Below are 26,277 nucleotides of genomic sequence, written 5' to 3' on the forward strand. Positions count from 1 at the left end.
CACTCCATTTCGAGCACCCTTCGAGCTCAACGAGGTCCTCAGCCAAACGCACTGCCTTGGCCTTGAACTCGTCACTGAACTTCCTAGGCATGATCCAATCCTCCTCTAGAAACGATCGGAACTAAACCCAGGACGCTTCAAGGAACAAAGTAAAACAATTATAAAATCGTCAAAATAGGTTGTTTTTATCCAAAAGCCGCCAGCCCGGCCAGATTGCATTTGCAATAAAACCTTGACCGAACACAACTTGAAAAGAACCAATCCTCCGAGCTTGCGCCAAAACACTGCACGCCCGGTGAAATCGAACAAATCAACGACTGAAACGCCTTCATCGTTAACTTCATATGTAAGAATGGCCCCATGATTCAAACAAGGAACGCCAGTACGCAAGCTCGTACGCTGAAAGGCGTTGAACTTTTTGCTGGAGGAGGCGGACTCCTTCTTGGTTCATCTAAAGCCGAGATTTCTCACCTGGTCGCATCGGAATGGGACAAGTGGGCATGCAAAACTATGAGAGAGAACGCGAATAACGGGCACCCTTTGATTCAGGGAGTTCAAGTCCTTGAAGGTGATGTTCGAGATGTCAAGTGGAAAGATTACGTTAAGCCTGAGGAAGTCGACATCGTTACCGGAGGACCGCCCTGCCAGCCCTTCTCCTTAGGTGGCCTGTCCCGCAGTGCTGACGACCCCCGTGACATGTTTCCCGCTGCAACCTCGGTTATTGATCAGCTCAAACCAAAGGCATTTGTTATCGAGAATGTAAAAGGGCTAACCCGTTCAACTTTTGCAGATTACTTTGAATACGTAAAACTTCGCTTAAGCCATCCAGAACTTCGTTCACGCGAAGGGGAAATGTGGCACGAGCATTTTTCTCGATTAGAGAAAGAACATTTACATGTCCAGAGTGATCTCCGATACAACGTTGTGTCACGGTTAGTTAACGCAGCTGACTATGGGATACCCCAGCACAGACATAGGGTCTTTTTGATCGGATTCCGGAGCGATGTTGACGTTGATTGGGAATTTCCGAAGCAAACACATAGCGGCAAAGCGCTAGCCGCTGCGCAAGCAGATGGAAGCTACTGGGATGAACATAAAGTCGCTAAACAAGACCGCATAAGCATAAGAACTCGGCCAAGCATTGATGGTTTTAAACGCTGGCTCACCGTCCGCGATGCACTGCGGGATCTCCCGGATCCTACGACAGAGCTTGCTATGGAATGGCCTGATCATGATTTTAGACCAGGAGCAAAAGTATACCCAGGACATACTGGGTCTCCCATTGATGAACCCAGCAAAGCACTGAAAGCTGGAGCTCATGGAGTTCCTGGCGGCGAAAATATGATTAGATTCCCAAACGGTTCAGTGCGCTATTTTACTGTCCGTGAAGCCGCCAGAATCCAGACCTTCCCTGATGATTACGCCCTTCATGGCGCTTGGGGTGAAGTAATGCGTCAACTTGGAAACGCAGTTCCGGTTGATCTAGGCCATATCGTCACGTCATCTGTCCACGCAGCTCTGACACATCCTGCGGCAACAAACCACGAATCTCCAGTTTGGGCGGTCTAATGCGGAACTCGAATCAACATTTTATCGCGGACTTCAAGCTCAGCATCACCAAAGCTCTAGCAGATCAGTTACATGCAACGCTCCAACAAATCGATACCGCAACGTTGGAGCAAAGCAACGTGGATAAACTCGAAGCTCGTTCCGGTGTATACGAACTTTTCGAGTCCGAGGGTGATTCTCTAACGAGAGTTTACGTGGGAAAGGCCAAATCTGATTTGCGATCCAGGTTAAATCAACATCGGATCAAAATCTCGGGTAGAAAAGGAATCTGCCTTCAAGATATTGAGTTCAAAGCAGTCTATGTTGACGAAGATTTAGATGCAGCTGCACCTGAAAAAATGTTGATTGACCACTACAGAAAAGGGGGCTCTGTACCATGGAATACTAACGGTTTTGGCAATAAGGATCCGGGGCGAAACCGGGACAAGACAATTGTCAAGGGCAATCATTTCGACGCACTGTATCCGATCAATCTCGAGTATCCTCTTGACGAACAGGAGATGGGATTATCTGAAAATGCACAGATAGAAAGTGCTCTATCCCTTCTAAAAAGAGCAACACCCTTCACTATCCGCTTTCAGAGCCACCCGGATCTAGATAAGCCTTTCTACCTATTACCGCACTCCAAGATTCCTCAAACAATCAAAGAATGGATTACAGCCATATTTGAGTGTTTACCAGAAGGTTGGCAAGCTACAGCCCTCCCCGGGTATGTGATCATTTACAAAGAAACACAAACCTACAGCGCAGCTAGCCATTACTGGTACAGAAATCGTGAGGTTGCATTCAATCACGCCGCACAGCCGAGTTTCGAATAGTTTTCTGCAGCGAGAACCGCCGACTTGTAACCGATCATTGTTATCTACAAAGGTCAGCAGCCAACGCGCAGCAACACCCTAATCATCCGCCCGCATATGCCGGAGCCGTTCCAGGGCGGGGTCGCCGGCGGTGATGCGGGCGTGGGTGGTGCAGGCGGTGTCGAAAAGCTGCCAGGCGGTGGTGGGGTCTGAGTCGGTGAGGATGTGGGCGTTGGGGTCGCGGTCCCACATGCCGGTGTCGTCGGCGATGGAGGTGCCGCGGGTTAAGGGGGAATTGGGTTCGAGGTCGACCGTCGATAAGCGAAACTCCGATGAGACCTGTTTGAGTGCGACCATGACGGTGAGCAGGTCATGGATTTGGGCCTGGTAGCCGTCGCCGGTGTCTTCGTGGAATTCGAAGTAGAAGCGGGTGATGGGCTCAAGGTGCTCGGCCAGCGGTGAGGTGCCCAGGGTGGCAATGATGCGATCGAGGTGGTCCGGGGTGAGGATCATGCGTTCGGTCACGTTGAGGGGGCACACGGTGATCGGCGTGGGAGTGGTGGCAAAGACGTGCTTGGCGGCGTGCGGGTCGACCCAGAAATTCCACTCGGCGGTGGGCGTGGTGTTGCCCGGGTAGAGGAATGCCCCGCCCATGACGGTGATGTGCTTGAGCTTGGCGTAGTGCTGCGGGTGCAGGTGAGCAAACGCGGCCAAGTTGGTCATGGGGCCGGTGATGATGAGGTGAAGATCGTCCATGCTGCGGTCGATGGCGTCGCACCACAGCATGGCCCAATCATGCTCAACGTGGCGCGTAGGTGCGGTGGCATAGCCCAGGCCGGTGTCCCCGTGGGTATCCGGCGTGGTGGTGAGCTCCCACTCAAGTGGGGCCTGCATCCCCGCGGCAAGCGGAATCGTGGGCAGGCCACACAGGGTGAGAATCCAGGCGGCGTTGCGTGCGCACTGGTCAGCATCCACGTTGCCGGCACTGGTGGTCACGCACTCAAGCTCAATGTCCTGTGTGTGCGCCAAGGCGGCGAGGTAGATCAGCGCGTAGGTGTCGTCGATGCCGGGATCGCAGTCGTAGATGACTCTCATGATGTCTTTCCGTTTGTTCTATCGGGATGCTTTGTCTGGATGGGTTTCATTGCCAAGGGTTGCCCATACGATAAACGCACCAGCGGCGATAGCACCGCACACCATGAACGCGGCGGGGAAACCGTGGGATTGGGCGATCGCACCGATGATGATGGGGCCAAGGACCTGGCCGGCGTCGCCACACATTTGGTATGCGGAGAGAGCTTTGCCGCCGGAGCGATCATTGCCAATGATGTCCGCGAGGCTCGCCTGCTGGCTAGGCACGATGAGGCCACCGCCCACGCCCGCGATGATGGACAGGGTGATCAGGGACCATACGGCAGTAGCGAATCCGAGGGTGCCCGTGGCCAGAGCGGTGACCGTAAGGCCTGTGAGAATGAGCGGTTTGCGGCCGATGCTGTCCGCCAAGCGCCCGGAGAATTGCAGGGTCACCGCATTGCCGAAGGCGAAAGCCGCAAGCGCTAAGCCCGAAGCAGCCGCGCCGTGCGTGAACACCGATGCTGCAAACAGCGGCAGAATAGCCACGCGCACGCCCATGTTCACCCAGCCATTGGCAAACATGGAAGCCAGCAAGGACTGGTAGCTCGGATTACTGAAAGCCTCATGGAGGCGCATCGGTGGGCGCTTCAGCATCGACACATCCGTATCCGAATTCGGCAGCGCCACCCACACCACCACCGCGGCGAGCGCCACGGCCGTGCCGTAAATAACAAAAGGCCAGCGCATGCCCATGAAGGACAGCGCCGCACCAATAATCGGGCCAATGATGTTGCCCAGCAGAAATGCCGTCGCGTACGTGGAGCTCGCCCGCCCGCGGATCTGCGGCGGCGCCACCTTCACAATCAGTGCCTGCGCGGAAATAGTGAACATCGTGGACCCCAGCCCCGCAACGAACCGCAGCGCCAGCATGTGCCAGTACTCCTGCGCCACAGCCACCAGCCCGGTGCTCACCGCCACGATGACAAGGCCCGTGATGTACACCTTGCGGGAGCCAAGCTTATCCACGAGCCTCCCCGCCCCCGGTGCCCCCACCAGCCGTGCCGCGGAGAACACAGACACCACCGCTGCTGCCGCCGCCATAGTGACCCCGAAGCTGCTGGCAAACTGTGGAATCACCGGCGCAATAATCCCGTACCCCAGCGCAATCAGAAAAGCCGCAGCCACCAGCACCCAAATTTCCTTGGGTATGGCGGGCAATGGTGATACTTCCGGTGCCCGTGCCAGCGGGCTTCCGGGAATCGGTTCCGGCGTGCTCATGTATCCGCATACACTACTATCACCTGCGAAGAACCAGCCAATGCGAAAGGTGCCATGCCACGATGACCACACCATCGCCGAATGCTGCTGATCCCACAAACGCCTCCGGCGGCGAGCAACCGTCAAAGAAGAGTCGACGGCTTTTAGCCATTGCTGGTGTGGCAGTAGGCACCCTCACCATCGTTGGCGCGCTCAGCGGTGGTGGCGGTGGCACTAACGCAGCCTTCAGCAACGTCTTGCTGGGTGTTGCTTTTCTCATCCCTAGTCTCTGGTGGTTCTACTGCGAGAACGCCGATCAAAGGTCACTACATGCCTACCAAGAGGCTATGAAGGTTCGCGGGCAAACGCCGCAATTGTTGACTGTGTCAGACATGATCCTTCTTCGAGGCATGGACGAACTGGAAAAGCCCCGGCCGAAAAACCGGCGCTGGAGACTAGTCGCAGCACTGTCTGTTGTCCTGTACATCCTGGGCACGGTGATCAGTCCGGACACGCCGGAAGGTGGCACCTCAAGAGAAGTGTTAGAGGAGAACGTTTCAAACAACCCGTTCGAATAGTTGTTCTAATTTTCCCCTTTGGGTGTCGCAGGGGGCTCCTATCTTGTGAAGCATGATTAACACACGAGAAATTGCCCGCATCATCCGTTCCAACCATGCCGATGCCCTCGAGCGCTTTGAAGCCGTGATCCACCACCCGCGCTCCCTGGCCCGGCCCAACCCCACGTGGCGTCCACCAACCAGGGAACTGCCCCGCGTTGCGGGTGGCCCCGCATTGAAGGCCGCGATCACCCGCCGCCGCGTCGGCCCCCGCGCACAAGCCCGCATCAAGGGCTTCGGCGAATCACATGTGCCCGCCTACCTCATTGAGGTCCGCTTTACCGACGCATCCGGGTACACCGTTGACCGCGAAGTGGCCGAAGCCTGGGTTCGTGCCCTTGTCCCCGCCGACATGGCCAGCGCAGTGCACGAGGTGTACTCCCCCACCGGCGCCACCTTCGTCTGGCTCGTGGACGGCACGTTTACCCCCGTCTACTCCCCCGCTTCCATGTTTGAGGGGATCGCGGCGGCGTAGTTACTGCTCGACGTCCTCGTCATCGTCATCGTCATCGTCTTCGTCATCGAAGTCGATGTCATCGTCCTCATCGCCGTCGTCGGCGCCGAAGATGTCGTAGACGTCCGGCTCATCAAAATCATCGTCATCGAATGGGAGGAGCTGAGCTTCCCATTCCTCGGCGTGATCGGCGGCCAGGGAGAGGACGTCGAAGAGCCGGTCAAAATCGTGGAACACACCCAGATCCAGGGTTTCAGCCTGGGAAGCAACCTCGGCATGCAGAGTGGCAAAAAGATGCTCACGGTCTTCATCGGTGAGCTCCGCATCCCCATCTGAATCCCAAAGTTCCCCAATGGCATCGTCTAGGAGATCATCGTAGGAATCAGGCAGGGCTACAAACGTGACGGTTGCGCAGGGCGTGCCATCGACTTCTTCCACCTGAACTTGTAGTTCAGCATTGTCGCCCACCTCGGCGCGTACCAAGTGTGGGTCAACTGGGTCCTGGTAGAACTCCACATCCCCAATACGCTCGTCCGTGCCCTCCAGCAGATCACGCAGCACTGTGATCACCTGATCGGTGGCCATGTGCCGTGCCACCGTAGCCACGGCATCCTCCACGGAGAAGACAACGGAAACGAGTACGGCCTCAAACTCATCATCATCCGCATCCACATCCGCCGCAGCGATGTACACATTCGCGGCAGGGAGATGCTGGTCAATCTCCACAAAATGGATTTCAACATCGGATGTGATGGGCACGAACATCGTGTCATCGTGCACGCGGGATTCAATTCCCTCCCGGTCAAGACCGGCGGCAATATCCTCAAAAAAGCTCATGACGTGGGGTTCCCTTCTGGTTGCCCGCAGCGCCGCTCCGACGCCCTGGGGGTTGCCTCTGGTAGCGGGAACCAGCCTAGCCATCAGTGGGCTCAGGCGCAGCAGGATTCCACGCCGGATCATCCGGATCAATGCCCAAGAAATCCGCGAGACTCTCTGCAATATCGCGCCGGCCGGTCCCCCACTGCGTCAAGTTGAAACCCTCCCACGCGCGACGTTTCTCCGCCTTGGGGTCCCACACCACCGTGGAGTCGGTGCGCAGCACCGCCGTGGCGCGACCCGGCGCGGTGTCTGAGCTGAAGCCGTATTCCGGCCAGATGTCGCCGGGGCGTCCGGTGTGGAAGAAGGAGCCCCAGTGGCGCTGCATCATCTCACTGACTGTGTCAAAGTCCTCCCGCGAGCTCAGATGCTGCAAGATGCCGGCATGAGTGGTGAAGCGGGCGCCGAAGACCGCCTCCAGATCAGCGGTGTGAACCGCGCCCACACCGAGTTTCTGCAGGGGTGCCCCGGCGAAGTCAAAGTGATACATCCACACCGGTGCCACATGACGGTGATCGGAGGCAATGCTTACGGAAGGCGCCCAGAACACAGCATCAGCGATCAGTTCAGCGAAGTCACTGCGGTCGGTGGCGTTGTTGTAGGCAGCCAAGATCGCGTCGGCGTTCTCCGGATCAAAGACTTCCAAAATCCTGCGGGCTGCTTTTTGTCGCGTACGGCTGAACATGAACATCGCTTTGGTGAAGCTGGCTTCACCCGAATTCGACCCAATGATCAACGGCACCGGGGCTTCCTCATGCGCAGCGAATGTGTCGATCGGGTGCTGCGGCAGGACTGAGTTGTCCACCGTGGGCATGAAGGAGAGATTCAGGTACTGGATCTCACCGGAGCGAATGAGCAAGGCGTTGCCCACTCTGACGAGGTCTTCGGCGGGGACGGCGCGGAGATCAGTAATCGTCGATAAGCGAGACATGCCCATCCCGTCGAGCAGTGCGCGCACCCACATTGCTGCTTGGAGGCGCGAGTGCACCGCGGCGACGGGTGCGGACTGCGCGATTGCCCCGTGGAACAGGCCCCTCGCGTGCGGTGATGACATGAGAGCGGTGACTGCACTTCCGCCGGCGGACTCCCCCATGATGGTCACGCGGTCTGGGTTGCCCCCGAACGCGGCGATATTGTCACGCACCCACTGCAACGCAAGGATCTGATCATGGGTGGCGGGAGTGGCCACGCAATCCTCGCCGAGAGAGCGCATATCCAGATACCCCAGCACCCCCAAGCGGAAGTTAATGGAGACATAAACGATGTTCGTCGCTTGCGCGAACTGGTGGCCCTGAAAAACCTTCTCGTTGGAAAAACCGGTGAGGAACGTCCCGCCGTGGATGTACACCACCACCGGTAATTCCTCATCCGTATCTGGGCGGACAATGTCCAGCGTGAGGCAATCCTCCGTGCCCATCACCTTGTCATTCCAGCCGTAGGTGCCTTGCATGGCAGGCTCAGCAAAGGTGCTGGCGTCGATGGTGCCTGACCAGGGCTCCCGCGCATGAGGAGCGGAAAAACGATTCTTCCCACCCGTGGGTTCCCCATACGGCACGCCCCGCCACGTGCGCATGCCAGTTGCCGGATCCACAACGCCGCGGATCTTTCCCGCAGTGGTCATCACAACTGGGTCGCTGGCCATAACGCAACTCTAACCGCGGAAATCTATTCCGTCCTAGGATGGTGTGATTGCTCGCGAAACTTTAAGGAGATACCCCAGAGTGGTTTTTGGCAGGAAGAAGAAGCAGAAGGACACCGCGGTGGTGGAAGCGAACACCGCTGCCACTGCTATCAGTGAGGAGAATGCCTCCCGCATCGGCCGTACCTTCATCAAGGGATTGGACCAAGCCGTGCACCTGCAATCCGGGTTTATCAAGGGCTACGTCAACTGGCTGCGCCGTTCTAACCCAGATGCCACACCCGCGGAGATCCAAGAGATCATGCGCAAGCACTTCATGAATGCGGCTGCCGGCTCCGGTGCTGGCGCCGGTGGCGCGGCTGCTGTGCCAGGTGTTGGTTTTGTTACCGGCTCTGCTGCCATCGCGGCGGAGTCCCTCCTCTTCGTGGACATGGCAGCCGTATACACCGTGGGCTCGGCGTACCTGCGCGGGGAGGATATTGCTGATGCAGAGCGCCGTCGGGCGATCGTCCTGTTGGCGTTGTCGGGGGCGCAGGGCGCGGCGATCGTCGATACGCTTGTCGGCCCTGAAGCAAGCGCATTGCCCACAACGAAGTCTCTGGCTAAATTCACCGGGCCCACCCTGACTCAGGCCAACAACATGATGACGCGGACGGTGATGAAGAGCATCAACCGCAGGCTGCGCCGCATGTGGATCGGCAAAATCATGCCCCTGGGCATCGGTGTTATTGCGGGTGTAACCGCCAACCGCGCGCTGGCAAAGAAGGTCGTGGAAAACACCGCGCGAAATCTCGGGCCGGCCCCGGCCGAGTTCGCAGCACCATTGCCGCCAAAGAGCAACGAGGAAGAAAAACTGGCCGAAGCCGCAGACGGAAAGAAAACATGGAAGTCCCGCTTCCAAGCCGTGATGGACGTGTTTGAGAAAAACCGCGATGACGCGGAGGAGACACCTGACTAAGGGACTCTTCTTGGCCCACAGCGAAAAGCACGTCCTTGCACCGTATTGAGCTGCCGTAACAAGATAGGTAGACCGAGCGAATACTCGATACGGAACAAGGACGTATCATGAATAACAGTGCCCGCAACCACCTTCCCCGAAACAGCGGAAAGTATGCAGTATTGTGGGCTGTTAACAATGATCCACGCCCCGGTTAACCCCGAGTAACGTGGGCAACGTACAAAGAGCAAAACGCAGTAGTAGAGCACAGAAGCGAGGCGAGTAACTGCCGTGAGCAGCGAGAGCACATTCGGCCAAAACGACTGGCTGGTTGATGAGATGTTCCAGCAGTACAAGAAGGACCCCAACTCCGTAGACGCGGAGTGGCGGGACTTGTTTGAAAAGAAGGGTGTCACCAGTGGGTCTAGCCCGCTCGCTTCTGGCGCCGCGGACAGCACGGATAAAACCGCGCACCGCGCACGCACTGAGGCGAAGGTTGCACAGACCACCGGCGCACCGAGCCAGGACGGTCGCCTGACCAAGGTGGACAAGGCTGTCGCAGAGTCCACCGCCCCGTCGGCCCGCAAGCAGCCAAAAGCGCCGAAGCCGTCCCCACTGGACAAGATTGGCACCCTGCCGGAGGCTGGTGAGCAGCAGCTCAAGGGCATGTTCAAGGCTATTGCCAAGAACATGGACGAGTCCCTGACTGTCCCCACCGCGACGACCGTGCGTGACATGCCGGTCAAGCTCATGTTTGAGAACCGCGCGCAGATCAACGATCACCTCAAGCGCACCCGCGGTGGCAAGATTTCCTTCACCCACATCATCGGCTGGGCGATTGTGAAGTCAGCGTTGCTCCACCCGGGCATGAACGTGAACTACAAGGTTGTGGACGGCAAGCCGTTCGTTGTCACCCCGGAGCACATCAACCTGGGTCTTGCCATTGACCTTCCGCAGAAGGACGGCAGCCGCGCCCTCGTCGTCGCAGCCATCAAGGAATGCGAGACGCTGAGCTTCGACCAGTTTGTTAAGGCCTACGAGGACATCGTCGCTCGTGCCCGCGAGAACAAGCTGAAGCTCGAGGACTTCCAGGGTGTCACCATCCAGCTGACCAACCCAGGTGGCATTGGCACCCGCCACTCCATCCCACGCCTGACCAAGGGCCAGGGCACCATCGTCGGTGTCGGCGCCATGGACTACCCAGCCGAATTCGCTGGTGCTTCCGAGGACCGTTTGGCAGAGCTCGGTGTGGGCAAGCTGACCACGCTGACCTCCACGTACGACCACCGCGTCATCCAGGGTGCAGAGTCCGGCGAGTTCCTGCGTGATATTTCCCAGTTGCTTATCGACGACAAGTTCTGGGACGAAATCTTCCAAGCCATGCAGATCCCCTACGCACCAATGCGTTGGGCCCAGGACATCCCGAACTCTGGCGTGGACAAGTCCACCCGTGTGATGAACCTCATCGAGGCATACCGCTCCCGCGGCCACCTCATGGCGGACACCAACCCGCTGAACTGGCACCAGCCAGGTCTGCCCAAGCCAGATGCCCGCGATCTCCTACTGGAGACCCACGGCCTGACCCTCTGGGATCTGGACCGCACCTTCAACGTCGGCGGATTCGGTGGCAAGGAGACAATGACTCTGCGCGAGGTGCTCACCCGCCTGCGCGCCGCCTACACCCTCCACGTTGGTGCTGAGTACACCCACGTCCTCGACCGTGATGAGCGTGACTGGCTGCGCGACCGCCTCGAGGTGGGTATGCCGAAGCCGACTAACGCTGAGCAGAAGTACATCCTGCAGAAGCTCAACGCCGCTGAGGCTTTTGAGAACTTCCTGCAGACCAAGTACCTGGGCCAGAAGCGTTTCTCCCTCGAGGGCGCTGAAACCCTGATTCCACTGATGGATTCCATCATTGACACTGCCGCTGGCCAGGGGCTGGATGAAGTTGTCATTGGTATGCCACACCGTGGTCGCCTCAACGTCTTGTTCAACATCATGGGCAAGCCGGTGAAGACCATCTTCAGCGAGTTCGAAGGCAACCTGCAGCCCGCCCAGCAGGGTGGTTCCGGTGACGTGAAGTACCACTTGGGCTTCGAGGGCGAGCACCTGCAGATGTTCGGCGATGGCGAAATCAAGCTCACCCTGGCCGCTAACCCGTCTCACCTTGAAGCCGTCGACCCGGTCCTCGTGGGTCTGGCCCGCGCTAAGCAGGACCTGATCAACCACGGCAAGAATGCTGATGATCACACCGTTGTTCCGCTGATGCTCCACGGTGACGCATCCTTCGCAGGCCTTGGCGTTGTCCAGGAAACCCTGAACATGTCCAAGCTGACCGGCTACGACGTGGGCGGCACCGTCCACATCGTGGTAAACAACCAGGTTGGCTTCACCACCACCCCGGACCAGGGCCGTTCCACCTACTACGCCACCGATTTGGCTAAGGGCTTTGATTGCCCGGTCTTCCACGTCAACGGCGACGACCCGGAGGCAGCAGCCTGGGTTGGCCAGCTGGCTACCGAGTACCGTCGTGAATTTGGCAAGGACGTCTTCATTGACCTCATCTGCTACCGCCTGCGTGGCCACAACGAGGCAGATGATCCGTCCGTGACCCAGCCGCTCATGTACGAGCGCATCGAGTCCCACCCGTCCGTGCGTACCCGCTACACCAAGGACCTCATTGGCCGTGGCGACATCACGCAGGAAGAGGCCGAAATCGCGGCACAGGACTTCCACGACCAGCTGGACTCCGTGTTCAACGACGTCAAGGAAGGTGGCGGACAGCCAGGCGAGCAACACGGCATCACCGAATCCCAGTCCCTCACCCGCGGTCTGGACACCTCCATCGACGAGAAGACCTTCAAGGCTCTCGCGGACGCGTATGCACACTTGCCGGAGGACTTCACTCCGAACAAGCGCCTGAAGTCCGTGCTGAAGAACCGTGGGGGTTCCTTCGAGTCCGGCAACATCGACTGGGCATGGGCCGAGCTCCTCGCCTTCGGCTCCCTGGCTAAGCAAGGCAAGCTCGTCCGCCTGGCCGGTGAGGACTCCAAGCGCGGTACCTTCACCCAGCGCCACGGCGTCCTGTTCGATCCGAACACCGGCGAGCAGTTCAACCCACTCGACGCTGCAGCTATTGAGGCAGGCAACGGTGGCCGTTTCCGGATCTACAACTCCGCTCTGACCGAGTTCGGTGGCCTGGGCTTCGAGTACGGCTACACCGTGGGTAACCCGGACGCACTCGTCGCATGGGAGGCACAGTTCGGTGACTTTGCCAACGGTGGACAGACCATCATCGACGAGTACATCTCTTCCGGTGAGACCAAGTGGGGTCAGCTGTCCAAGCTGGTCATGCTGCTCCCCCACGGCTACGAAGGCCAGGGCCCAGACCACTCCTCTGCACGCATCGAGCGCTTCCTGCAGCTGGTGGCCGAAGGTTCCATGACCATCGCTCAGCCGACCATCCCGGCTAACTACTTCCACCTGCTGCGCCGCCAGGCACTCGGCGACATGAAGCGCCCGCTGATTGTCTTCACCCCGAAGTCCATGCTGCGCAACAAGGCTGCGGTCTCCCAGGTTGATGAGTTCACCGAGCAGAAGTCCTTCCGTTCCGTCATCGACGACCCGCGTCTGGTGGACGCCACCAACACGGTCATCGGCAATGCCAACAAGGTGACCACCATCATGCTCTGCTCCGGCAAGATTTACTACGAGCTGGAGAAGCGCCGCGCCCAGGACGAGCGCGAGGACATTGCCATCATCCGTGTGGAGATGCTGCACCCGATCCCGTTCAACCGCCTGTCCGACGCGTTTGCGAACTACCCGAACGCCAAGGAGATCCGCTTCGTGCAGGACGAGCCCGCCAACCAGGGTCCGTGGCCGTTCTACAACGAGCACCTGGCCAACTTCGTGGACAACATGCCGCCGATGCGCCGCATCTCGCGCCGTGCACAGTCCACCACTGCTACCGGTGTGACCAAGATCCACCAGCAGGAGGAGAAGGCACTGCTGGACGAGGCATTCGCCGACTAATCCGCTAAGGCGAAGGGGAGCTGCTTTGCGCAGCTCCCCTTTTTTGTTTTCCTTCGTAGGAAGTTCCGGGATAAGTAGCAAAAAGTGTGCCTGCTACCGCGGCACAGCGTGGAGGATCAAGGGGAGCAAGGGTCACCCTTCGTCGCTTTCCTTCGCTAAGTGTGTGTAAACAGTTACCTCGCGAAAGATTGGCTCGAATGAAGTCCCTTGTAGAAAATTTCTACTATTTGGTAGTTACCGGCGCAATGTAAGCGTTTACACAGATGTCCGCCGGAGCGAGCGCTTACAGGCCCCTACCTCACGGCAGCTTCAGCCTTCTTCGCAGCGAGCATCACCAGGACGACCAAAACCACAACAACGGCGATACTCACCCAGCCGATGATGGAATCATCCACGAAAAGACACACGATGCCGCCGATGATCAGCGGGATTCCGCTGGCGGTGAGCAGACTTGCCGCAGCCTTGTGGCCAGTGATCCAAGATTCATCACTCGCGAGGAGAGCTGGGGTCCTAATACCCACCCAGTTGTTCTTCGGCAAAGCCCCTTGGCCTGCCTTAACTCCTACCCAGACCAAAACACCGCCACAGAGCAACCACGTGATGGCCATGATCACTGCAAATACAGACACATCTATCTCCTTTTGTGTGCTGGTGAGAGGCTTTTAGGCGTCTCCAGATTCGTCTTCGTCCACGGCGCGCTCAAGCGCAACACCCATGCCGGTTTTCTCTTGGATCCATTCGCTGACTGCGCGGGATGGATCGGGATCCTTCGCGGCTTCCTCAACGAGTTCTTTGAATTCCTCGGTGCTTAGCGCGCGGGTTGCCTTGTTCATGGCGCGGAGAACACCGCGCTCAAAAAGTTGGGCTTTGAATACCGGGATGATGTTGTTGGGCAGGTCGCCGTGTTCTTGGTTCTCGCAGGACTCAGCCGGTGAAGGGTCGATGGTGCGTAAGAAGGTGGGCAGGGTTGCCACGGCAGCGTCATAGGTAGCCAGCGGGAGGTTATCCACGTTGTCCGAGTGCCCCTCCTCCGCGGCCTCATTGGCAGCACGGTTGAGTTCCGCAGCTTCACCTGGGTTCGTCTGAGTGACCAGGGAGCCGGCGCACATTACAGCAAAGTTCGCTTCACCGGTTTGAAGGACATCAAGCTTCGTGCTGTCATCGGCGATCTCCATGGGGATGATGCCTACGTTACGGCCGTCATACTGAATGATTTGACGGTAAATTTCTGCCAGCACCATCTGTTCTTCATCGGTGGGGTCCACCGCAATTTTCACTGTGGCATCCGACTCAGTCGTGGGTTGAGCACAGGCGCTCAGGGTCAAAAGGCTGACACCGGCAAGGGCCACGAGAATCTTGCGCATTTACTGGCCTGCCTGCGGGAGGTTCTTGGAGATCATGTCGCGGGCACGGGGAGCCTGGCTGGCTTCACAGAGGACGTCATAACGTCCCGCCACAATCGTGGTGGCGGAGGAAAAATCGCGCTTGCCCTGCGTCATGGCGTACCCCACGCTGGCGAAAATCACGCCGAAGATAATGCCAATGACAACGGCGGTGAGCATGGACAACATCGGCTCCGGGCTAAACAGCGCGAAGAGAAGACCAACGAACAGTCCGAACCATAGGCCGGACAGTGCACCGCCTCCCAGCACGCGCCCCCAGGTCAGGCGACCAGTGACTTTTTCCACCTGCATGAGGTCCACCCCCACGATGGTGAGTTCTTCCACGGGGAATTCCTGGTCCGACAGGTAGCCCACTGCGGCCTGCGCTTCGGCGTAGGTGTGGAAGCTGCCCACGGGCCACCCGGAGGGGCGTTGAGGGGTGGTGCGCGCGTTGTACGGCTGGGTCATGGTGTTTGAAAACCTCGCTTCATCTGTCACGTACATGGTCGAGTGTAGTGTTCCCGCGGGTGGGGGTCATATACTGACCGGTGATGAGTAACTCAAGCCCTACACCAGGAATTTCTGAAGCAGCCGTCCGTAACGCGTTGTCTCGGGTGGATGACCCCGAGATTGGCAAGCCGATCACTGAGCTGGACATGGTTGAATCCGTTCGGATTGATGGCAATGATGTCGCGGTGGGTATCTACCTCACCATTGCTGCCTGCCCGATGCGTGACAACATCGAGGGCAATGTGCGCGCGGTGGTTGAGGAGCTCGAAGGCGTGGGTGAGGTCAGCGTGACCATGCACACCATGAGCGATGAGCAGCGCCGCAATCTCGCGCAGCGTCTCAAGGGCGACCGTTCTGAGCCTGTTATTCCGTTCGCGCAGCCCGGATCCACCACGCGCGTGTTCGCGGTAGCATCCGGCAAGGGTGGTGTGGGTAAGTCCTCCATGACGGTGAATCTAGCCACCTCACTTGCCGCACAAGGGCTCACCGTGGGCATTCTCGACGCGGATATTTACGGCCACTCCATCCCCGGTCTCATGGGTTCTGTGGGGCAAGGCCCAACGCTTGTCGACGACATGTTGATGCCCCCCATCGCCCACAACGTCCGCCACATCTCCATCGGACAATTCGTGGAAGGCAACGCCCCGGTGGTGTGGCGCGGCCCGATGCTCACCCGCGCAATCCAGCAGTTCCTCGCGGACGTGTACTGGTCTGAGTTGGATGTCCTGTTCATGGACCTGCCACCGGGAACCGGTGATGTGGCTATTACCGTGGCGCAGCTGGTGCCGAATGCGGAGCTGCTCATCGTGACCACCCCGCAGGCCGCTGCCGCCGAGGTGGCAGAACGTGCCGGTTCCATCTCCCAGCAGACGGGCCAGCGCGTGGCCGGTGTCATTGAGAACATGTCCGCCATGGTCATGCCAGATGGCACCACCATGGACATCTTCGGCAGCGGTGGTGGCGAGCAGGTAGCAGAGCGCCTCACCAGCATCACCGGAGAAGAGGTTCCATTGCTTGGCTCTATCCCCCTCGACCCGCAGCTACGCGCACATGGTGATGACGGCACCCCCATCGCCGTCTCCGCACCGGACTCCCCTGCAGCGAAGGCGATCAATGACATCGCGAAGAAACTCAAAGTGCGCCGCGAATCCCTCGCCGGTAAAAACTTGTCACTCGGCGTGACACACAACTAGCAACTAGCAGCTACGAACAGCTACGTAACGTCAGCCCAGGAAAAACCGCCACCGCTCGTCGCTGGCGGTTCGGGCTGGCTCACACCCGGTTGCTTCCGCCGGGGTCGTGACGGCTTCGGCGTACCAGCAGCCGGGACGGGGTTCCCATCCATCATCGCGCTGGGTTTGAGGGCGTCAAGGTAGGCCTCATCTTCGTCGAAAAGCACTTTGGCAATGGCCTTCTTCGGGCCCATCGCCGCGTACTCCGTGACGGTGCTCATTGGCTTGCGGAACTCATCCAAGCCATCAAATTCCCCGTTGAGCTCCTGTTTTGCATTGGCAATCGCTTTACGCGCAGCAAAAATGGCGGCGCGGACATCCTGGATCACGCCAGGGAGACGCTCCGGCCCCACCACAATCAGGCCGACGAGAATGATGACGAAGATCTCGCCCCAGCCAATGTTAAACACGCCCCTACTTTAACCCCCCGCGCAATTTTGACCACGTAGCGCTCAACCCGCTGCTCTTCGCCTCGGGCTTCTGCACAGGAAGCTCCTCTGTCCCCTCCATGTGAGCAAGTTTTTCCACCAGCGAGCGTGGCGCACGCAAGCACCCGTCCGTGTTGTGCTCGCGCACTGCTGCCGCTGCGGCGCGCTGACGGGACTCCTCATCCCGGCACAGCTGGCACGCCGCCAGGTGCAGGCGAGCGCGATGCACCGCGGTGCGCGACAACTCACCATCCACGAGCGCTGCAACCGCTTCGAAGCTCAGGTGATCAGTCGAATCAAAACGTGACACGAGACACCACCCTAACGCGCGCGGATGAGCTCGCGTGCACCTTCGTTCGTCTGTGCCTTTGCCTCGAGGGAATCACGCAGCTGGCTGCGCCCACGGTGAATTCGCGAACGCACAGTACCCATTTTCACGCCGAGGGTCTTAGCAATCTCCTCGTAGCTCATGCCCACCACATCACACAGCACCACGGAAACACGAAACTCAGGGCTGAGCTCATCCAGCGCTTCCTGCAGTGCTGGGTCCAAGTTGGCCACGCTGTATACCTGCTCCGGCGTCATCTCTGTACCTGGCACGCGCTCGTAGTCTTCCGGCAGCGCTTCCATGCGGATCTTGCTGCGGTGGCGCGCCATGTCCAAGAACAAATTGGAGGTAATACGGTGCAGCCAGCCCTCAAACGTGCCGGGCTTGTACGACTTCAGGTTGCGGAAGACACGCATGAAGGTTTCCTGAGTGAGGTCTTCTGCATCCTGCTGATTGCCGGACAGGCGGAAGGCGAGGCGGTACACGCTATCCGCGTGCTCCTCCACGAGCTCCGCCCACGTAGGCATGGCACCTTCTCCCGCATCAAAAGCGGCGGTTCCGGTCAGTGGCTTCAAGGGCTCCAAGGACTCAGCAGGCGCATCCATGTGCACTATTGTTCCTTATCGCCCTCACACAGGTGTAGCCAGGCCCTAGGAAATTCCTGTGAGGTATCCGCACGGCGTGCCCCACCCGTCGAAGTCCCCCTGTGTTTCGTAGGATGGCCGGTGTGAGCGACTCTGCATTTTCTTCTCTGAACGCATACATTTCCTCCGCCGCTGGCCGCAGTACCCAGGCTGACCTGCAGGCAGCGCTTGACACCGCACGGGCGGATGCCAGCGAGTACGGTCTGTCCAGCCCGGGCGTGGCGCTGGGTAGCCTGCTGGGCACACTGGCTGCTGTCGGTGAGGGCGGAGCTGTAGCTATGACCCCGGCCGCCGGTGTCGTGGGCTTGCACATCCTTGCTGGCCTGCCAGAGAAATCGAATCTGACCTGTATCGACCCGGAAGCAGACCACCAGGCGCGTGCCAAGGCCACCTTCCGCGATGCGGGCTTTGGCCCTTCACGCACCCGTTTTCTGCCGTCGCGCCCGCTGGACGTGCTGGGGCGCCTGGCTACGGAGTCGTATCACCTCGTTGTCGCGGATGTGGAGCCGGTGGATCTCCCCGCCGTTGTTGAAGCCGCATGGCCGCTGCTCACGCCAGGTGGCACGCTCGTTCTGCTTGGCTCGTTGCTAGACGGCACGCTTGTCGACGCGTCCCGTACCGACCGCAACACCACCGCCGCCCGTGAAGCCGACGCGCTCATTGACACCCTCGACGGTGCCCTGGTCACACGCCTGCCACTTGATGCGGGTGTCACGCTGATCACCCGCGCCCAGTAAGAGCTGGTTTAGGGGCTACTCGACGAGTTCGCCCTTGCCCACAACCACCACTCCCTCGGCGGAAATGGTGAAGCCGCGGCGTTCATCGTCCGCGCGGTGCGTGCCCACAGCAGCACCATCGGAGACGTAGACGTTCTTGTCCAAGATCGCGTGGCGCACGATCGCTCCCTTGCCCACGCGCACACCCGGCATGAGAACAGAAGATTCCACCACTGCCCCATCCTCGACGTACACATCCGTAGACAGCACCGAATTTCGCACCGTCGAACCGGAAATAATGGACCCCGGCGCGATGATGGATTCCTGCGCAAGACCCCCGGAGACGAACTTCGCCGGCGGCAGGTTCTCATCCTCCGTGGAGTGGATTGGCCACGCCTTGTTGTACAGGTTGAACACGGGGTGGATGGAGATGAGATCCATGTGTGCTTCGTAGAAACTATCGATGGTCCCTACATCACGCCAGTACGCCTTATCGCGTTCCGTTGCCCCCGGTACTTCGTTCGAGGAGAAGTCATAGACATTCGCCTCACCGCGTTCCACGAAGTACGGAATGATGTCCCCGCCCATATCGTGGTCAGAACTTTCGTTTTCGTTGTCGTCGCGGAGGGCTTGGATCAACGCCTCCGTCGAAAAGCAATAATTGCCCATTGACGCGAACGTCGTATCCGGATCATCGGGAGTGCCCGGCGGATCAGCCGGCTTCTCCAGAAACTCCGTGATGGTGCCATCCTCATCAGACTGAATACAGCCAAACTGCGAGGCCTCACTGCGCGGCACACGAATGCCCGCGACGGTACAGGCCTTACCCGACGCGATGTGATCCTCCACCATCTGTGACGGATCCATGCGGTACACGTGGTCCGCGCCGAAGACGAGAACGTAATCCGGGGACTCATCAAAAATGAGGTTCAGCGACTGCAGCAGCGCATCCGCAGAACCCTGGTACCAGCGCTTACCCAAACGCTGCTGGGCTGGCACCGACGCAATGTACTGGTGCGTCGGACCCGAGAAATTCCAGGCTGTAGCAACGTGGCGGTCCAGCGAGTGTGACTTGTACTGCGTCAACACGGCGATGCGGTTATAGCCCGCGTTCACCAGATTCGATAGCACAAAATCGATCAGGCGGTAATTACCGCCGAACGGGACGGCTGGCTTGGCGCGGTCGAGAGTCAGCGGAAACAGTCGCTTTCCTTCTCCACCGGCGAGGACGATGGCAAGAACATTCGGCTGGCGTATCACACCATTAAGACTAGGTAACTTGGCTCGTTCTCGCAGCGCATCACACCCGAAATTACCCTCGCGGGTCGCGCTCATGCACTGACGCGCAAACGTAGCTAGTGTCGGTGATCATGAGAGTCGGAATGATGACCCGCGAATACCCACCGGAAATTTACGGTGGTGCTGGCGTGCACGTCACGGAGCTGACCCGCTTTATGCGCCAGCTCGACGGCGTGGAGGTGGACGTCCACTGCATGGGTGCGCCCCGTGATGCCGAAGGCGTGTATGTGCACGGCGTGGACCCCGAACTTGCGGAAGCAAACAGCGCGCTCAAAACCTTGTCGACGGGCCTGCGGATGGCCAATGCCGCCACCAACGTCGACGTGGTCCATTCCCACACCTGGTACTCCGGCCTCGGCGGCCACCTCGCCGGCCTCTTGCACGGCATCCCTCACGTGGTCACCGCACACTCGCTTGAGCCGGATCGCCCGTGGAAGCGCGAGCAGCTCGGCGGTGGATACGATGTCTCCTCCTGGTCCGAGAAGAACGCCATGGAAAACGCCGACGCGGTGATCGGTGTGTCCTCCGGGATGAAGGACGCCATTTTGCGCGCCTACCCGCGTATCGACGAATCACGGGTCCACGTCATCCTCAACGGCATCGACACCACCGAGTGGTTCCACGTCTCCCCCGACACCCCGGAATCCACCGGCATCATCGAGCGTCTCGGTGTGGACACCTCCCGACCGATCGTCGCCTTTGTTGGCCGCATCACCCGCCAGAAGGGTGTCCCCCACCTGGTGAAGGCTGCCCAGGACTTTGACAAGGACATCCAGATCATCCTGTGCGCCGGTGCGCCCGATACGCCGGAAATTGCGGCGGAGACCGAAGGGCTCGTGGACAAGCTCCGCGAAACCCGCGACGGCGTGCACTGGGTAACTGAGATGCTGCCGAAAGAACAGATCCGTGAGATTTACTCCGCCGCGGACATCTTCGTGTGCCCGTCAGTGTACGAACCATTGGGCATTGTGAACCTCGAAGCCATGGCGTGTGAAACCGCCGTTGTTGCCTCCGACGTCGGCGGCATCCCCGAGGTTGTCATCGACGGGGAGACCGGCACGCTCGTGCATTACGACGAAGCAGACACCACCACCTTTGAAAAAGACATCGCGTCTGCTGTCAATGCCCTTGCCGCCGATGCCGCCCTGACCAAAAAGTACGCAGCCGCCGGCCTGACTCGCGTGAAACAAGAATTCACCTGGGACAAAATCGCCCAAGAAACCGTAGACGTCTACGCCTCGCTCATGTAGCACCGCCCCCACAACAGCACGCAAAGGAACCCTGACAGTGAGCACCCTTCGACCAGAACTGCACGTCACCGCCGAGCGCGGCATCCTCGATGCTGCCGCCGGAATGCTCCGCAACGGCGAAGATTGGCACCTGTTCTACCAGTACGAAACCGAGCCAGGCGCCCCCACCCGCTGGGCCCACCAATTCTCCGAAGGTAACCCCTTCGACTTCTACGAATGCGACGACGTTATCGCTCCCGTCGGTGGTGAAACCCGGGTGCTCGCCGGCTCCGTGGTGGCCAGCAAAACTGGCACCAACCTGTACTTCACCTCTGAAACATCCGCTGGCACCACCATCCAGGTCGCGCACGTGGACGATATTGAAGCGCTGTGCGAGCACCTCGACGAATCCGACGACGTCGACCCCGGTGTTCGCCGCCTTGGCCCTGTGGTGAAGGACACCGGACGCTTCGTCCGCTTCCGCTCCCCCTGCGTTGTGCCGGACTGGGAGGAAAACAACGACCGCGACCAAGGCCAAGCCGGTTGGCTCATGCTCGCCTCCACCGGCCCGGAAGAGGAACCCGTTCCGGTGGTGCTGGAATCCACGGACCAAGAGACGTGGACCATCATCGGCCCCTTGGCTTTCGCAGGTGAATCCGGGATCCCGGCTGATGCCCGCACAGTCGCTCCCCGCATCATCCGCCTGCGCGATGAGGTGGATGGCGTCATCTATGACGTGCTGTTCCTCACCCAAGAGCGCGAGGGCGGGGAAATCTCCGGCTACCTCGTGGGCACTCTCGACGGCTCCGAATTCCAGGTGACCACCCCGTTCACCCGCCTCGACCACGGCCACGACTTCACACGCCCGCGCAGCACCAACGTTGTCACCGGCACCCAGACCGATGATGAGCGTTACGCCGAAGCCCGCATCTTCGGATTGCTTGCCTCCACCGGCCGCGGCGGCGACCCCACCACCCAGCCCACCTGGGCCACGGAAGGCTGGGCCAATGCGTTGTCCCTCCCCCGCGTGGTCACCCTCGCCGGCGGCAAGCTCTACCAAACCCCAGCGCCTGGCCTGCCCGGCGCAGTAGACGCCACCGAGCGCGCCATTCTGTGGACCGGCATGTGTGAGATCCCCGTCGGCTCCAGCGTCACCGTCGACGTGCTGGACAACGCGGGTGAGGTCTGCGCCTCCATCGTCCACTCCGGTGACAAAATCACGCTCGACCGCCTCGACGGACAGCCCGCTATCGCCGAACTCGACGACGAAGACGAAGATCACATTTCCGTGCTTATCGACGGCTCCGCCATCGAAATCTTCGCCGGCGGCGGCGCCGTCACCCTCTCCAGCCGGTTCTGGCCCGAAAACGGCGTGGCAGGCATCCGCACCACCGTTGAAGGCGATGCGGAGATCAACGATCAGTGGCGTCGATAGGGCGTAAGCCCTATCGACGGGTAGAGCGAAACGATAGAGGCCCTACCTAGGGAGAGATAGCAAGCTGGGTAGATCCTTCTAGGTAGGGCGTTCTACGCCCTACCTAGGCGGGTTAGCTGTGCACGCGCGGTGACCTGCATCATCTCCGGCAGCTGCGCCACGCGCTCAGCGAGCACCGCAGGCTCAATATGGCGTGCGGAGGGACTCATGCCCACCTGCGCGGCAATCGCGTCACGGTCCAGGCGCATGGGGAACTCAATCAGTTCACCATCGCCCACCGGCTCTAAGTATCCGCGGGCTTGTTCGAGGAGGCGGTCAACTTTGCCGTCCTCCACACCCAAGATGCCGAGCGGCTCACGCAGCTCATCCAGGTGCCCTTGCTGCGGGGTGAGGACGATGACCTCACCGTCATCACTGAGCACGCGGGCAAATTCCGCCGGGTTACGTGGAGCGAAGATCACCGTGATCACATCCACGGACTTATCCTGCAGAGGCAGGCCTGCCCATACGTCGGCAACCACAGCACCCACGCGTGGGTGGGACTTCGCCAGGTGCTTCGCAGCCGGGACAGCAATATCCACACCCACACCGCGGGAATTCTCCACCGCGTCGAGGGTGTGTGACAGGTAGTAGCCGGTGCCGGCTCCGACTTCGAGGATGGTGGGCTGGGCATCGTCGACAAGCGGGCCGTGCGATAACGCATCGAGCACGCGCTCCGTCACGGTTTCCACGAAGGGCGCGAAATGCCCGCGCGACAAGAAAGCTTCACGCGAGGAGACCATCGCCGGGCTATCGCCCTCATGATTCAAACCCGCGCCGGACGCCAACGTGACATAGCCCTGCTTAGCCACGTCATACGAGTGACCCGTGGTGGACACCAACCGCGAAAACTCGTCCGCACCAGAAAGCGCCGACCCATCAATCGGATCGGCGAGAACGTCAATGACGTGGTGGAGCATAAAGTTCCAGTTACTCCCCTGCCACGGACAACAGCAGGTTGCCCAGCTCCGTTGCTTCCTCGTTGTTGAGCTCAACCACGAGACGGCCGCCACCATCAGACGGGATGCGCATCACAATCTTGCGGCTCTCCTCGACCACTTCCATCGGGCCGTTACCAGTGCGAGGCTTCATTGCTGCCATGCGGTGTCACTCCTTTGTCTTCAACAGTGTCAACTAGATCAATAGTACGCGCACCGGCAGAAAACTGCCTGAGGTCCTCCACGAGGGCGTCCACCTGATCTTGGCGGTAACCGCGCCTGACCACATCTAATACGATGTCATCGAAGCGCCCTTCAGCCACGGCAGCGCGGTTGGCGGCGATCACGTCTGCAGGCTCATCCAGCGGCGGCAAAACTTCACCGCGCCCGAAGAGGCTTGCGGAAGCCCAAATGCCAAAAACGGCAACGGCGGCGATCACCAGGATCAGCAGTATCCAAGACAGCATGAGGCGAGTTTATCCCACCCAGGGCTCGCGTTCTTCCACAGCAGTATCAGCGACCCCGGCGCGGCTCAGGATGGTGCGAGCCACGATGTCAGACATGCCTGCCAATTGCGCCAGCGGACGGTTACGGTGCGTTTTCACGCCGAGGTTGACCTGGGTGATCGCATTCGGCCCGTAAGCCGTGGCGATGTCAATGAGCAGGCTCACCTCCACGCCGTAGCCTGCCACGAACGGCAGGCTCAAAGCCGCGTCGCGCCGGATGGCGTACTCGCCGGCCAATGGTTGCTCAAGCGCGGGGATCTCCGGGAACAGGAGATTCAGCAGCGGTTTCGCGGTCAACTCCGTCACACGCCCGCCGCCGTGATCCACGCCGTCGAGCGTGCGGCGATAAGTCGCTTTCACTAGCTGTACGTGCTTGCTTGCGAACTCGCCCGCCAGCTTGTCCACCCACTCCGGCTCCACCGTGGTCACGTCCGCGTCGAGGAAGACCACGACATCGCCGGTGGCGGCACGCACACCGCGCCAGAGCGCTTCGCCTTTGCCGGGGCGAACAGGGATGTCGGGGGCGATGGCCTTCCAATTAAGCACCGTGGCGCCGGCGTCGCGGGCGACGGCGGCGGTGTTATCCGTGGAGTCCGAATCCACCACGATGACCTCGCTGGCGCAGGACGCACGCGCAGCGGTCACAACACCGGCGACGGTGGCTTCCTCGTTCAGCGCCGGGATGACAACGGAGACCTTCATGCCAGACCCCGCACGGTGTTCAGGGGCGCGATGGTGCCCTGGATGGCGGCGGTCATGCGGATGACGTCCACGGTTTCAGCAACCTCATGCACCCGGAATGCCGCCACACCCCGGGCAGCGCACCATGCCGTCGCCGCGAGGGTGCCGGCAACACGCTCACCCACCGGGCGGTCAAGTGTCTCCCCGATGAAGTCCTTGTTCGACAGCGCCATGAGCACCGGCCAGCCCGTCGCGGTGACCTCCTCAATACGCCGCAGGATCTCCAGGCCGTGGAAGGTGTTCTTGCCAAAGTCGTGGGTCGGATCGATGAACACTTTCTCCTCTGGGACACCGCAGGAAGCAGCACGTTCGGCCAGGGAGGTGGTGGTGTGGATGATGTGGGCAACGACGTCGTCGTAAAGCACTCTATGCGGACGCGTGCGCGGCGTGGCCCCGCCAGTGTGAGAGCACACGTAGCCGACCTTGCGCGCGCCGGCGACCTCGACGAGCTCAGGGTCGAAGCCCGCCCACGTGTCATTGATGATCGTGGCTCCAGCATCCACCGCCGCATCGGCGACAGCGGCGCGCCACGTGTCCACCGAGATGTCTACCGCCGGGTGCTGCTCACGAATCGCCGCGATGAGGGGCACAACCCGCTCGGTTTCCTCCACGACGTCAACCTCTTGGCCTGGACCGGCCTTGACACCACCGACGTCGATGATGGAAGCACCTGCTTCCACCACCTCGGCGCAGCGGCGGAGAGCATCATCGAACTGATAGGTCGCGCCGCGATCGTAGAAAGAATCCGGGGTGCGGTTCACAATCGCCATCACCCTCGGTAGCGCAGGCGAGGTCACTGGATATTCCGGGGATCCGCCATCGTGGAGTGGGCCTGCACGATGTACTCCACCGCCTCATCCACCGAATCTGTGACTAGGAAGAGCTGATCATCGCCGTCCGAGATGAGTCCACGGCCGAGCAGCTGTGAACGGATCCAATCCACCAGACCACCCCAGAATTCAGTGCCGAGGAGGACGATGGGGAAATTAGTCACCTTGCCCGTCTGGACCATGCACAGGATCTCAAAAACCTCATCCATTGTGCCGAATCCACCCGGCAGCGACACGAAGGCCTGGGAGTACTTGAGGAACATGGTCTTGCGCGCAAAAAAGTAGCGGAAGTTCAGCCCCAGATCGACCCACTCGTTGAGCCCTTGCTCAAACGGCAGTTCAATGCCCAGGCCTACCGACGTCCCTCCTGCGTCATGCGCCCCACGGTTCGGCCCCTCCATGAGGCCAGGACCGCCACCGGTGATCACGGCGTAGCCCGCCTCAACCAATGCCGTGCCGAGCTGGCGGGCTTGCTCATACTCCGGGGTCCCCTCGCCCAGGCGTGCGGAACCGAACACGGTGACTGCCCAATCCAGATCATGCAGCGCATCAAAACCAGCGATGAACTCTGAGGTAATGCGCATCACGCGCCACGGATCAGCGTGCTTCCAATCATGGTCAGCGCGACCCATCTCCAGCAGACGCTGGTCATAGGTGGACGGGTCAAACCCGTCCCTATCGCGCGCCAAAATGGGGCCGCGGAGCGTGCGGTCACGGCCAGGGCCGGAAGACTGACGGGGAGTTTTGTGTGGAGCCACGGAAATTCTT

The 26,277-nt window shown here is 60.0% G+C and carries 27 protein-coding genes; 10 read left to right on the forward strand and 17 right to left on the reverse strand.

Translation table 11 applies throughout. The features are described 5' to 3' along the window. Positions 1-360 precede the first annotated feature (360 nt). Both QP994_RS06745 and QP994_RS06750 read left to right on the forward strand, forming a co-directional pair. Complete coding sequence (locus tag QP994_RS06745) at positions 361-1,569, forward strand: DNA cytosine methyltransferase (RefSeq protein ID WP_284855041.1); 1,209 nt, start codon at positions 361-363, stop codon at positions 1,567-1,569. After that, positions 1,569-2,387: a GIY-YIG nuclease family protein gene (locus QP994_RS06750; RefSeq protein WP_284865825.1), complete on the forward strand. Its 819-nt coding sequence runs from the start codon at positions 1,569-1,571 to the stop codon at positions 2,385-2,387. The genes QP994_RS06745 and QP994_RS06750 overlap by 1 nt, the downstream gene beginning before the upstream one ends. A 78-nt stretch (positions 2,388-2,465) precedes the next feature. Here QP994_RS06750 and QP994_RS06755 read toward each other — a convergent pair whose 3' ends face one another. Together QP994_RS06755 and QP994_RS06760 are read right to left on the reverse strand one after the other, a co-directional pair. Further along, a complete protein-coding gene (locus QP994_RS06755) occupies positions 2,466-3,464 on the reverse strand; it encodes a nucleoside hydrolase (protein WP_284865879.1) in 999 nt (332 codons plus the stop codon). Positions 3,465-3,479: 15 nt separating this feature from the next. Further along, a complete protein-coding gene (locus QP994_RS06760; protein ID WP_284865826.1) occupies positions 3,480-4,718 on the reverse strand; it encodes an MFS transporter in 1,239 nt (412 codons plus the stop codon). Positions 4,719-4,780: 62 nt separating this feature from the next. Between QP994_RS06760 and QP994_RS06765 the strand changes: the two genes are divergently transcribed. Further along, positions 4,781-5,275, forward strand: coding sequence for a hypothetical protein (locus QP994_RS06765; RefSeq protein WP_284865828.1), 495 nt, complete (start codon positions 4,781-4,783; stop codon positions 5,273-5,275). A 52-nt stretch (positions 5,276-5,327) separates the two neighbouring features. Then, on the forward strand, positions 5,328-5,789 hold the full coding sequence (locus QP994_RS06770; protein ID WP_284865829.1) for a hypothetical protein: 462 nt from the start codon (positions 5,328-5,330) through the stop codon (positions 5,787-5,789). Here the strand turns inward: QP994_RS06770 and QP994_RS06775 are convergent, their stop codons facing one another. Both QP994_RS06775 and QP994_RS06780 read right to left on the reverse strand, forming a co-directional pair. Then, positions 5,790-6,605, reverse strand: a complete 816-nt coding sequence (locus tag QP994_RS06775; protein ID WP_284865830.1) for a hypothetical protein — start codon at positions 6,603-6,605, stop codon at positions 5,790-5,792. Between the two features lie 76 nt (positions 6,606-6,681). Further along, positions 6,682-8,286 (reverse strand): carboxylesterase/lipase family protein, encoded by a 1,605-nt coding sequence (locus QP994_RS06780; RefSeq protein WP_284865831.1) that lies wholly within the window; start codon positions 8,284-8,286, stop codon positions 6,682-6,684. Between the two features lie 79 nt (positions 8,287-8,365). On the opposite strand from QP994_RS06780, the gene QP994_RS06785 reads away from it, so the two are divergent. Together QP994_RS06785 and QP994_RS06790 are read left to right on the forward strand one after the other, a co-directional pair. Then, positions 8,366-9,241: a hypothetical protein gene (locus QP994_RS06785; RefSeq protein WP_284865832.1), complete on the forward strand. Its 876-nt coding sequence runs from the start codon at positions 8,366-8,368 to the stop codon at positions 9,239-9,241. A gap of 270 nt (positions 9,242-9,511) precedes the next feature. Next, positions 9,512-13,252 (forward strand): multifunctional oxoglutarate decarboxylase/oxoglutarate dehydrogenase thiamine pyrophosphate-binding subunit/dihydrolipoyllysine-residue succinyltransferase subunit, encoded by a 3,741-nt coding sequence (locus tag QP994_RS06790; RefSeq protein WP_284865833.1) that lies wholly within the window; start codon positions 9,512-9,514, stop codon positions 13,250-13,252. A gap of 293 nt (positions 13,253-13,545) precedes the next feature. Here QP994_RS06790 and QP994_RS06795 read toward each other — a convergent pair whose 3' ends face one another. From QP994_RS06795 to QP994_RS06805, 3 genes are read right to left on the reverse strand one after another with little or no spacing between them, the layout of a single operon-like run. Further along, positions 13,546-13,881: an SdpI family protein gene (locus tag QP994_RS06795; protein ID WP_284855051.1), complete on the reverse strand. Its 336-nt coding sequence runs from the start codon at positions 13,879-13,881 to the stop codon at positions 13,546-13,548. Positions 13,882-13,914: 33 nt separating this feature from the next. Beyond that, positions 13,915-14,616 (reverse strand): hypothetical protein, encoded by a 702-nt coding sequence (locus QP994_RS06800; protein WP_284865834.1) that lies wholly within the window; start codon positions 14,614-14,616, stop codon positions 13,915-13,917. Beyond that, positions 14,617-15,102, reverse strand: coding sequence for a YflT domain-containing protein (locus QP994_RS06805; RefSeq protein ID WP_284865835.1), 486 nt, complete (start codon positions 15,100-15,102; stop codon positions 14,617-14,619). 83 nt (positions 15,103-15,185) lie between these two features. On the opposite strand from QP994_RS06805, the gene QP994_RS06810 reads away from it, so the two are divergent. After that, positions 15,186-16,337: an Mrp/NBP35 family ATP-binding protein gene (locus tag QP994_RS06810; RefSeq protein ID WP_284855054.1), complete on the forward strand. Its 1,152-nt coding sequence runs from the start codon at positions 15,186-15,188 to the stop codon at positions 16,335-16,337. Between the two features lie 20 nt (positions 16,338-16,357). Here QP994_RS06810 and tatB read toward each other — a convergent pair whose 3' ends face one another. From tatB to sigE, 3 genes are read right to left on the reverse strand one after another with little or no spacing between them, the layout of a single operon-like run. Continuing rightward, complete coding sequence (gene tatB, locus QP994_RS06815; protein ID WP_284855055.1) at positions 16,358-16,786, reverse strand: Sec-independent protein translocase protein TatB; 429 nt, start codon at positions 16,784-16,786, stop codon at positions 16,358-16,360. Between the two features lie 4 nt (positions 16,787-16,790). Continuing rightward, positions 16,791-17,114, reverse strand: coding sequence for a hypothetical protein (locus QP994_RS06820; RefSeq protein ID WP_284865836.1), 324 nt, complete (start codon positions 17,112-17,114; stop codon positions 16,791-16,793). Between the two features lie 11 nt (positions 17,115-17,125). Beyond that, positions 17,126-17,737: an RNA polymerase sigma factor SigE gene (gene sigE / locus QP994_RS06825; RefSeq protein WP_284865837.1), complete on the reverse strand. Its 612-nt coding sequence runs from the start codon at positions 17,735-17,737 to the stop codon at positions 17,126-17,128. Positions 17,738-17,859: 122 nt separating this feature from the next. On the opposite strand from sigE, the gene QP994_RS06830 reads away from it, so the two are divergent. Beyond that, entirely contained in the window at positions 17,860-18,513 is a 654-nt protein-coding gene (locus tag QP994_RS06830) for an O-methyltransferase (RefSeq protein ID WP_284855058.1), read from the forward strand. Between the two features lie 15 nt (positions 18,514-18,528). Here QP994_RS06830 and glgC read toward each other — a convergent pair whose 3' ends face one another. Beyond that, complete coding sequence (gene glgC / locus QP994_RS06835; protein WP_284865880.1) at positions 18,529-19,752, reverse strand: glucose-1-phosphate adenylyltransferase; 1,224 nt, start codon at positions 19,750-19,752, stop codon at positions 18,529-18,531. 110 nt (positions 19,753-19,862) lie between these two features. Between glgC and glgA the strand changes: the two genes are divergently transcribed. Then, positions 19,863-21,041, forward strand: coding sequence for a glycogen synthase (glgA, locus tag QP994_RS06840; protein WP_284865838.1), 1,179 nt, complete (start codon positions 19,863-19,865; stop codon positions 21,039-21,041). 37 nt (positions 21,042-21,078) lie between these two features. Beyond that, positions 21,079-22,455, forward strand: coding sequence for a GH32 C-terminal domain-containing protein (locus QP994_RS06845; RefSeq protein ID WP_284865839.1), 1,377 nt, complete (start codon positions 21,079-21,081; stop codon positions 22,453-22,455). Between the two features lie 92 nt (positions 22,456-22,547). On the opposite strand, the gene QP994_RS06850 is transcribed toward QP994_RS06845, so the two are convergent. From QP994_RS06850 to QP994_RS06875, 6 genes are read right to left on the reverse strand one after another with little or no spacing between them, the layout of a single operon-like run. Next, positions 22,548-23,414: a methyltransferase domain-containing protein gene (locus QP994_RS06850; RefSeq protein WP_284855062.1), complete on the reverse strand. Its 867-nt coding sequence runs from the start codon at positions 23,412-23,414 to the stop codon at positions 22,548-22,550. A 10-nt stretch (positions 23,415-23,424) separates the two neighbouring features. Then, the gene (locus QP994_RS06855) at positions 23,425-23,595 is read right to left on the reverse strand and encodes a DUF3117 domain-containing protein (RefSeq protein WP_084576442.1); all 171 of its coding nucleotides are present in this window, start codon (positions 23,593-23,595) and stop codon (positions 23,425-23,427) included. Beyond that, the gene (locus QP994_RS06860; RefSeq protein ID WP_284865840.1) at positions 23,567-23,899 is read right to left on the reverse strand and encodes a cell division protein DivIVA; all 333 of its coding nucleotides are present in this window, start codon (positions 23,897-23,899) and stop codon (positions 23,567-23,569) included. The genes QP994_RS06855 and QP994_RS06860 overlap by 29 nt, the downstream gene beginning before the upstream one ends. Positions 23,900-23,908: 9 nt before the next feature. Beyond that, on the reverse strand, positions 23,909-24,640 hold the full coding sequence (locus QP994_RS06865; RefSeq protein ID WP_284865841.1) for a glucosyl-3-phosphoglycerate synthase: 732 nt from the start codon (positions 24,638-24,640) through the stop codon (positions 23,909-23,911). Beyond that, positions 24,637-25,449: a dihydropteroate synthase gene (gene folP / locus QP994_RS06870; RefSeq protein WP_284865842.1), complete on the reverse strand. Its 813-nt coding sequence runs from the start codon at positions 25,447-25,449 to the stop codon at positions 24,637-24,639. Before folP ends, QP994_RS06865 begins: the two co-directional genes overlap by 4 nt. A gap of 23 nt (positions 25,450-25,472) precedes the next feature. Then, positions 25,473-26,267 carry an LOG family protein gene (locus tag QP994_RS06875; protein WP_284855066.1) on the reverse strand — a complete coding sequence of 265 codons (795 nt, stop codon included), beginning with the start codon at positions 26,265-26,267 and terminating at the stop codon, positions 25,473-25,475. Positions 26,268-26,277 lie beyond the last annotated feature (10 nt).

The organism is Corynebacterium sp. MSK044, from assembly GCF_030232825.1.
Lineage (GTDB): Bacteria > Actinomycetota > Actinomycetes > Mycobacteriales > Mycobacteriaceae > Corynebacterium.

What these genes read in the sequence shown, in the direction of transcription:
- QP994_RS06855 (WP_084576442.1), bottom strand. Translation starts at nt 23,595, where the DNA reads ATGGCAGCAATGAAGCCTCGCACTGGTAACGGCCCGATGGAAGTGGTC.
- QP994_RS06810 (WP_284855054.1), top strand. Translation starts at nt 15,186, where the DNA reads ATGAGTAACTCAAGCCCTACACCAGGAATTTCTGAAGCAGCCGTCCGT.
- QP994_RS06850 (WP_284855062.1), bottom strand. Translation starts at nt 23,414, where the DNA reads ATGCTCCACCACGTCATTGACGTTCTCGCCGATCCGATTGATGGGTCG.
- sigE (WP_284865837.1), bottom strand. Translation starts at nt 17,737, where the DNA reads ATGGATGCGCCTGCTGAGTCCTTGGAGCCCTTGAAGCCACTGACCGGA.
- QP994_RS06745 (WP_284855041.1), top strand. Translation starts at nt 361, where the DNA reads ATGATTCAAACAAGGAACGCCAGTACGCAAGCTCGTACGCTGAAAGGC.
- QP994_RS06805 (WP_284865835.1), bottom strand. Translation starts at nt 15,102, where the DNA reads ATGACCCAGCCGTACAACGCGCGCACCACCCCTCAACGCCCCTCCGGG.
- QP994_RS06765 (WP_284865828.1), top strand. Translation starts at nt 4,781, where the DNA reads ATGACCACACCATCGCCGAATGCTGCTGATCCCACAAACGCCTCCGGC.
- QP994_RS06760 (WP_284865826.1), bottom strand. Translation starts at nt 4,718, where the DNA reads ATGAGCACGCCGGAACCGATTCCCGGAAGCCCGCTGGCACGGGCACCG.
- QP994_RS06775 (WP_284865830.1), bottom strand. Translation starts at nt 6,605, where the DNA reads ATGAGCTTTTTTGAGGATATTGCCGCCGGTCTTGACCGGGAGGGAATT.
- QP994_RS06770 (WP_284865829.1), top strand. Translation starts at nt 5,328, where the DNA reads ATGATTAACACACGAGAAATTGCCCGCATCATCCGTTCCAACCATGCC.
- folP (WP_284865842.1), bottom strand. Translation starts at nt 25,449, where the DNA reads ATGGCGATTGTGAACCGCACCCCGGATTCTTTCTACGATCGCGGCGCG.
- QP994_RS06860 (WP_284865840.1), bottom strand. Translation starts at nt 23,899, where the DNA reads ATGCTGTCTTGGATACTGCTGATCCTGGTGATCGCCGCCGTTGCCGTT.
- glgA (WP_284865838.1), top strand. Translation starts at nt 19,863, where the DNA reads ATGAGAGTCGGAATGATGACCCGCGAATACCCACCGGAAATTTACGGT.
- QP994_RS06800 (WP_284865834.1), bottom strand. Translation starts at nt 14,616, where the DNA reads ATGCGCAAGATTCTCGTGGCCCTTGCCGGTGTCAGCCTTTTGACCCTG.
- QP994_RS06865 (WP_284865841.1), bottom strand. Translation starts at nt 24,640, where the DNA reads ATGAAGGTCTCCGTTGTCATCCCGGCGCTGAACGAGGAAGCCACCGTC.
- QP994_RS06780 (WP_284865831.1), bottom strand. Translation starts at nt 8,286, where the DNA reads ATGGCCAGCGACCCAGTTGTGATGACCACTGCGGGAAAGATCCGCGGC.
- QP994_RS06750 (WP_284865825.1), top strand. Translation starts at nt 1,569, where the DNA reads ATGCGGAACTCGAATCAACATTTTATCGCGGACTTCAAGCTCAGCATC.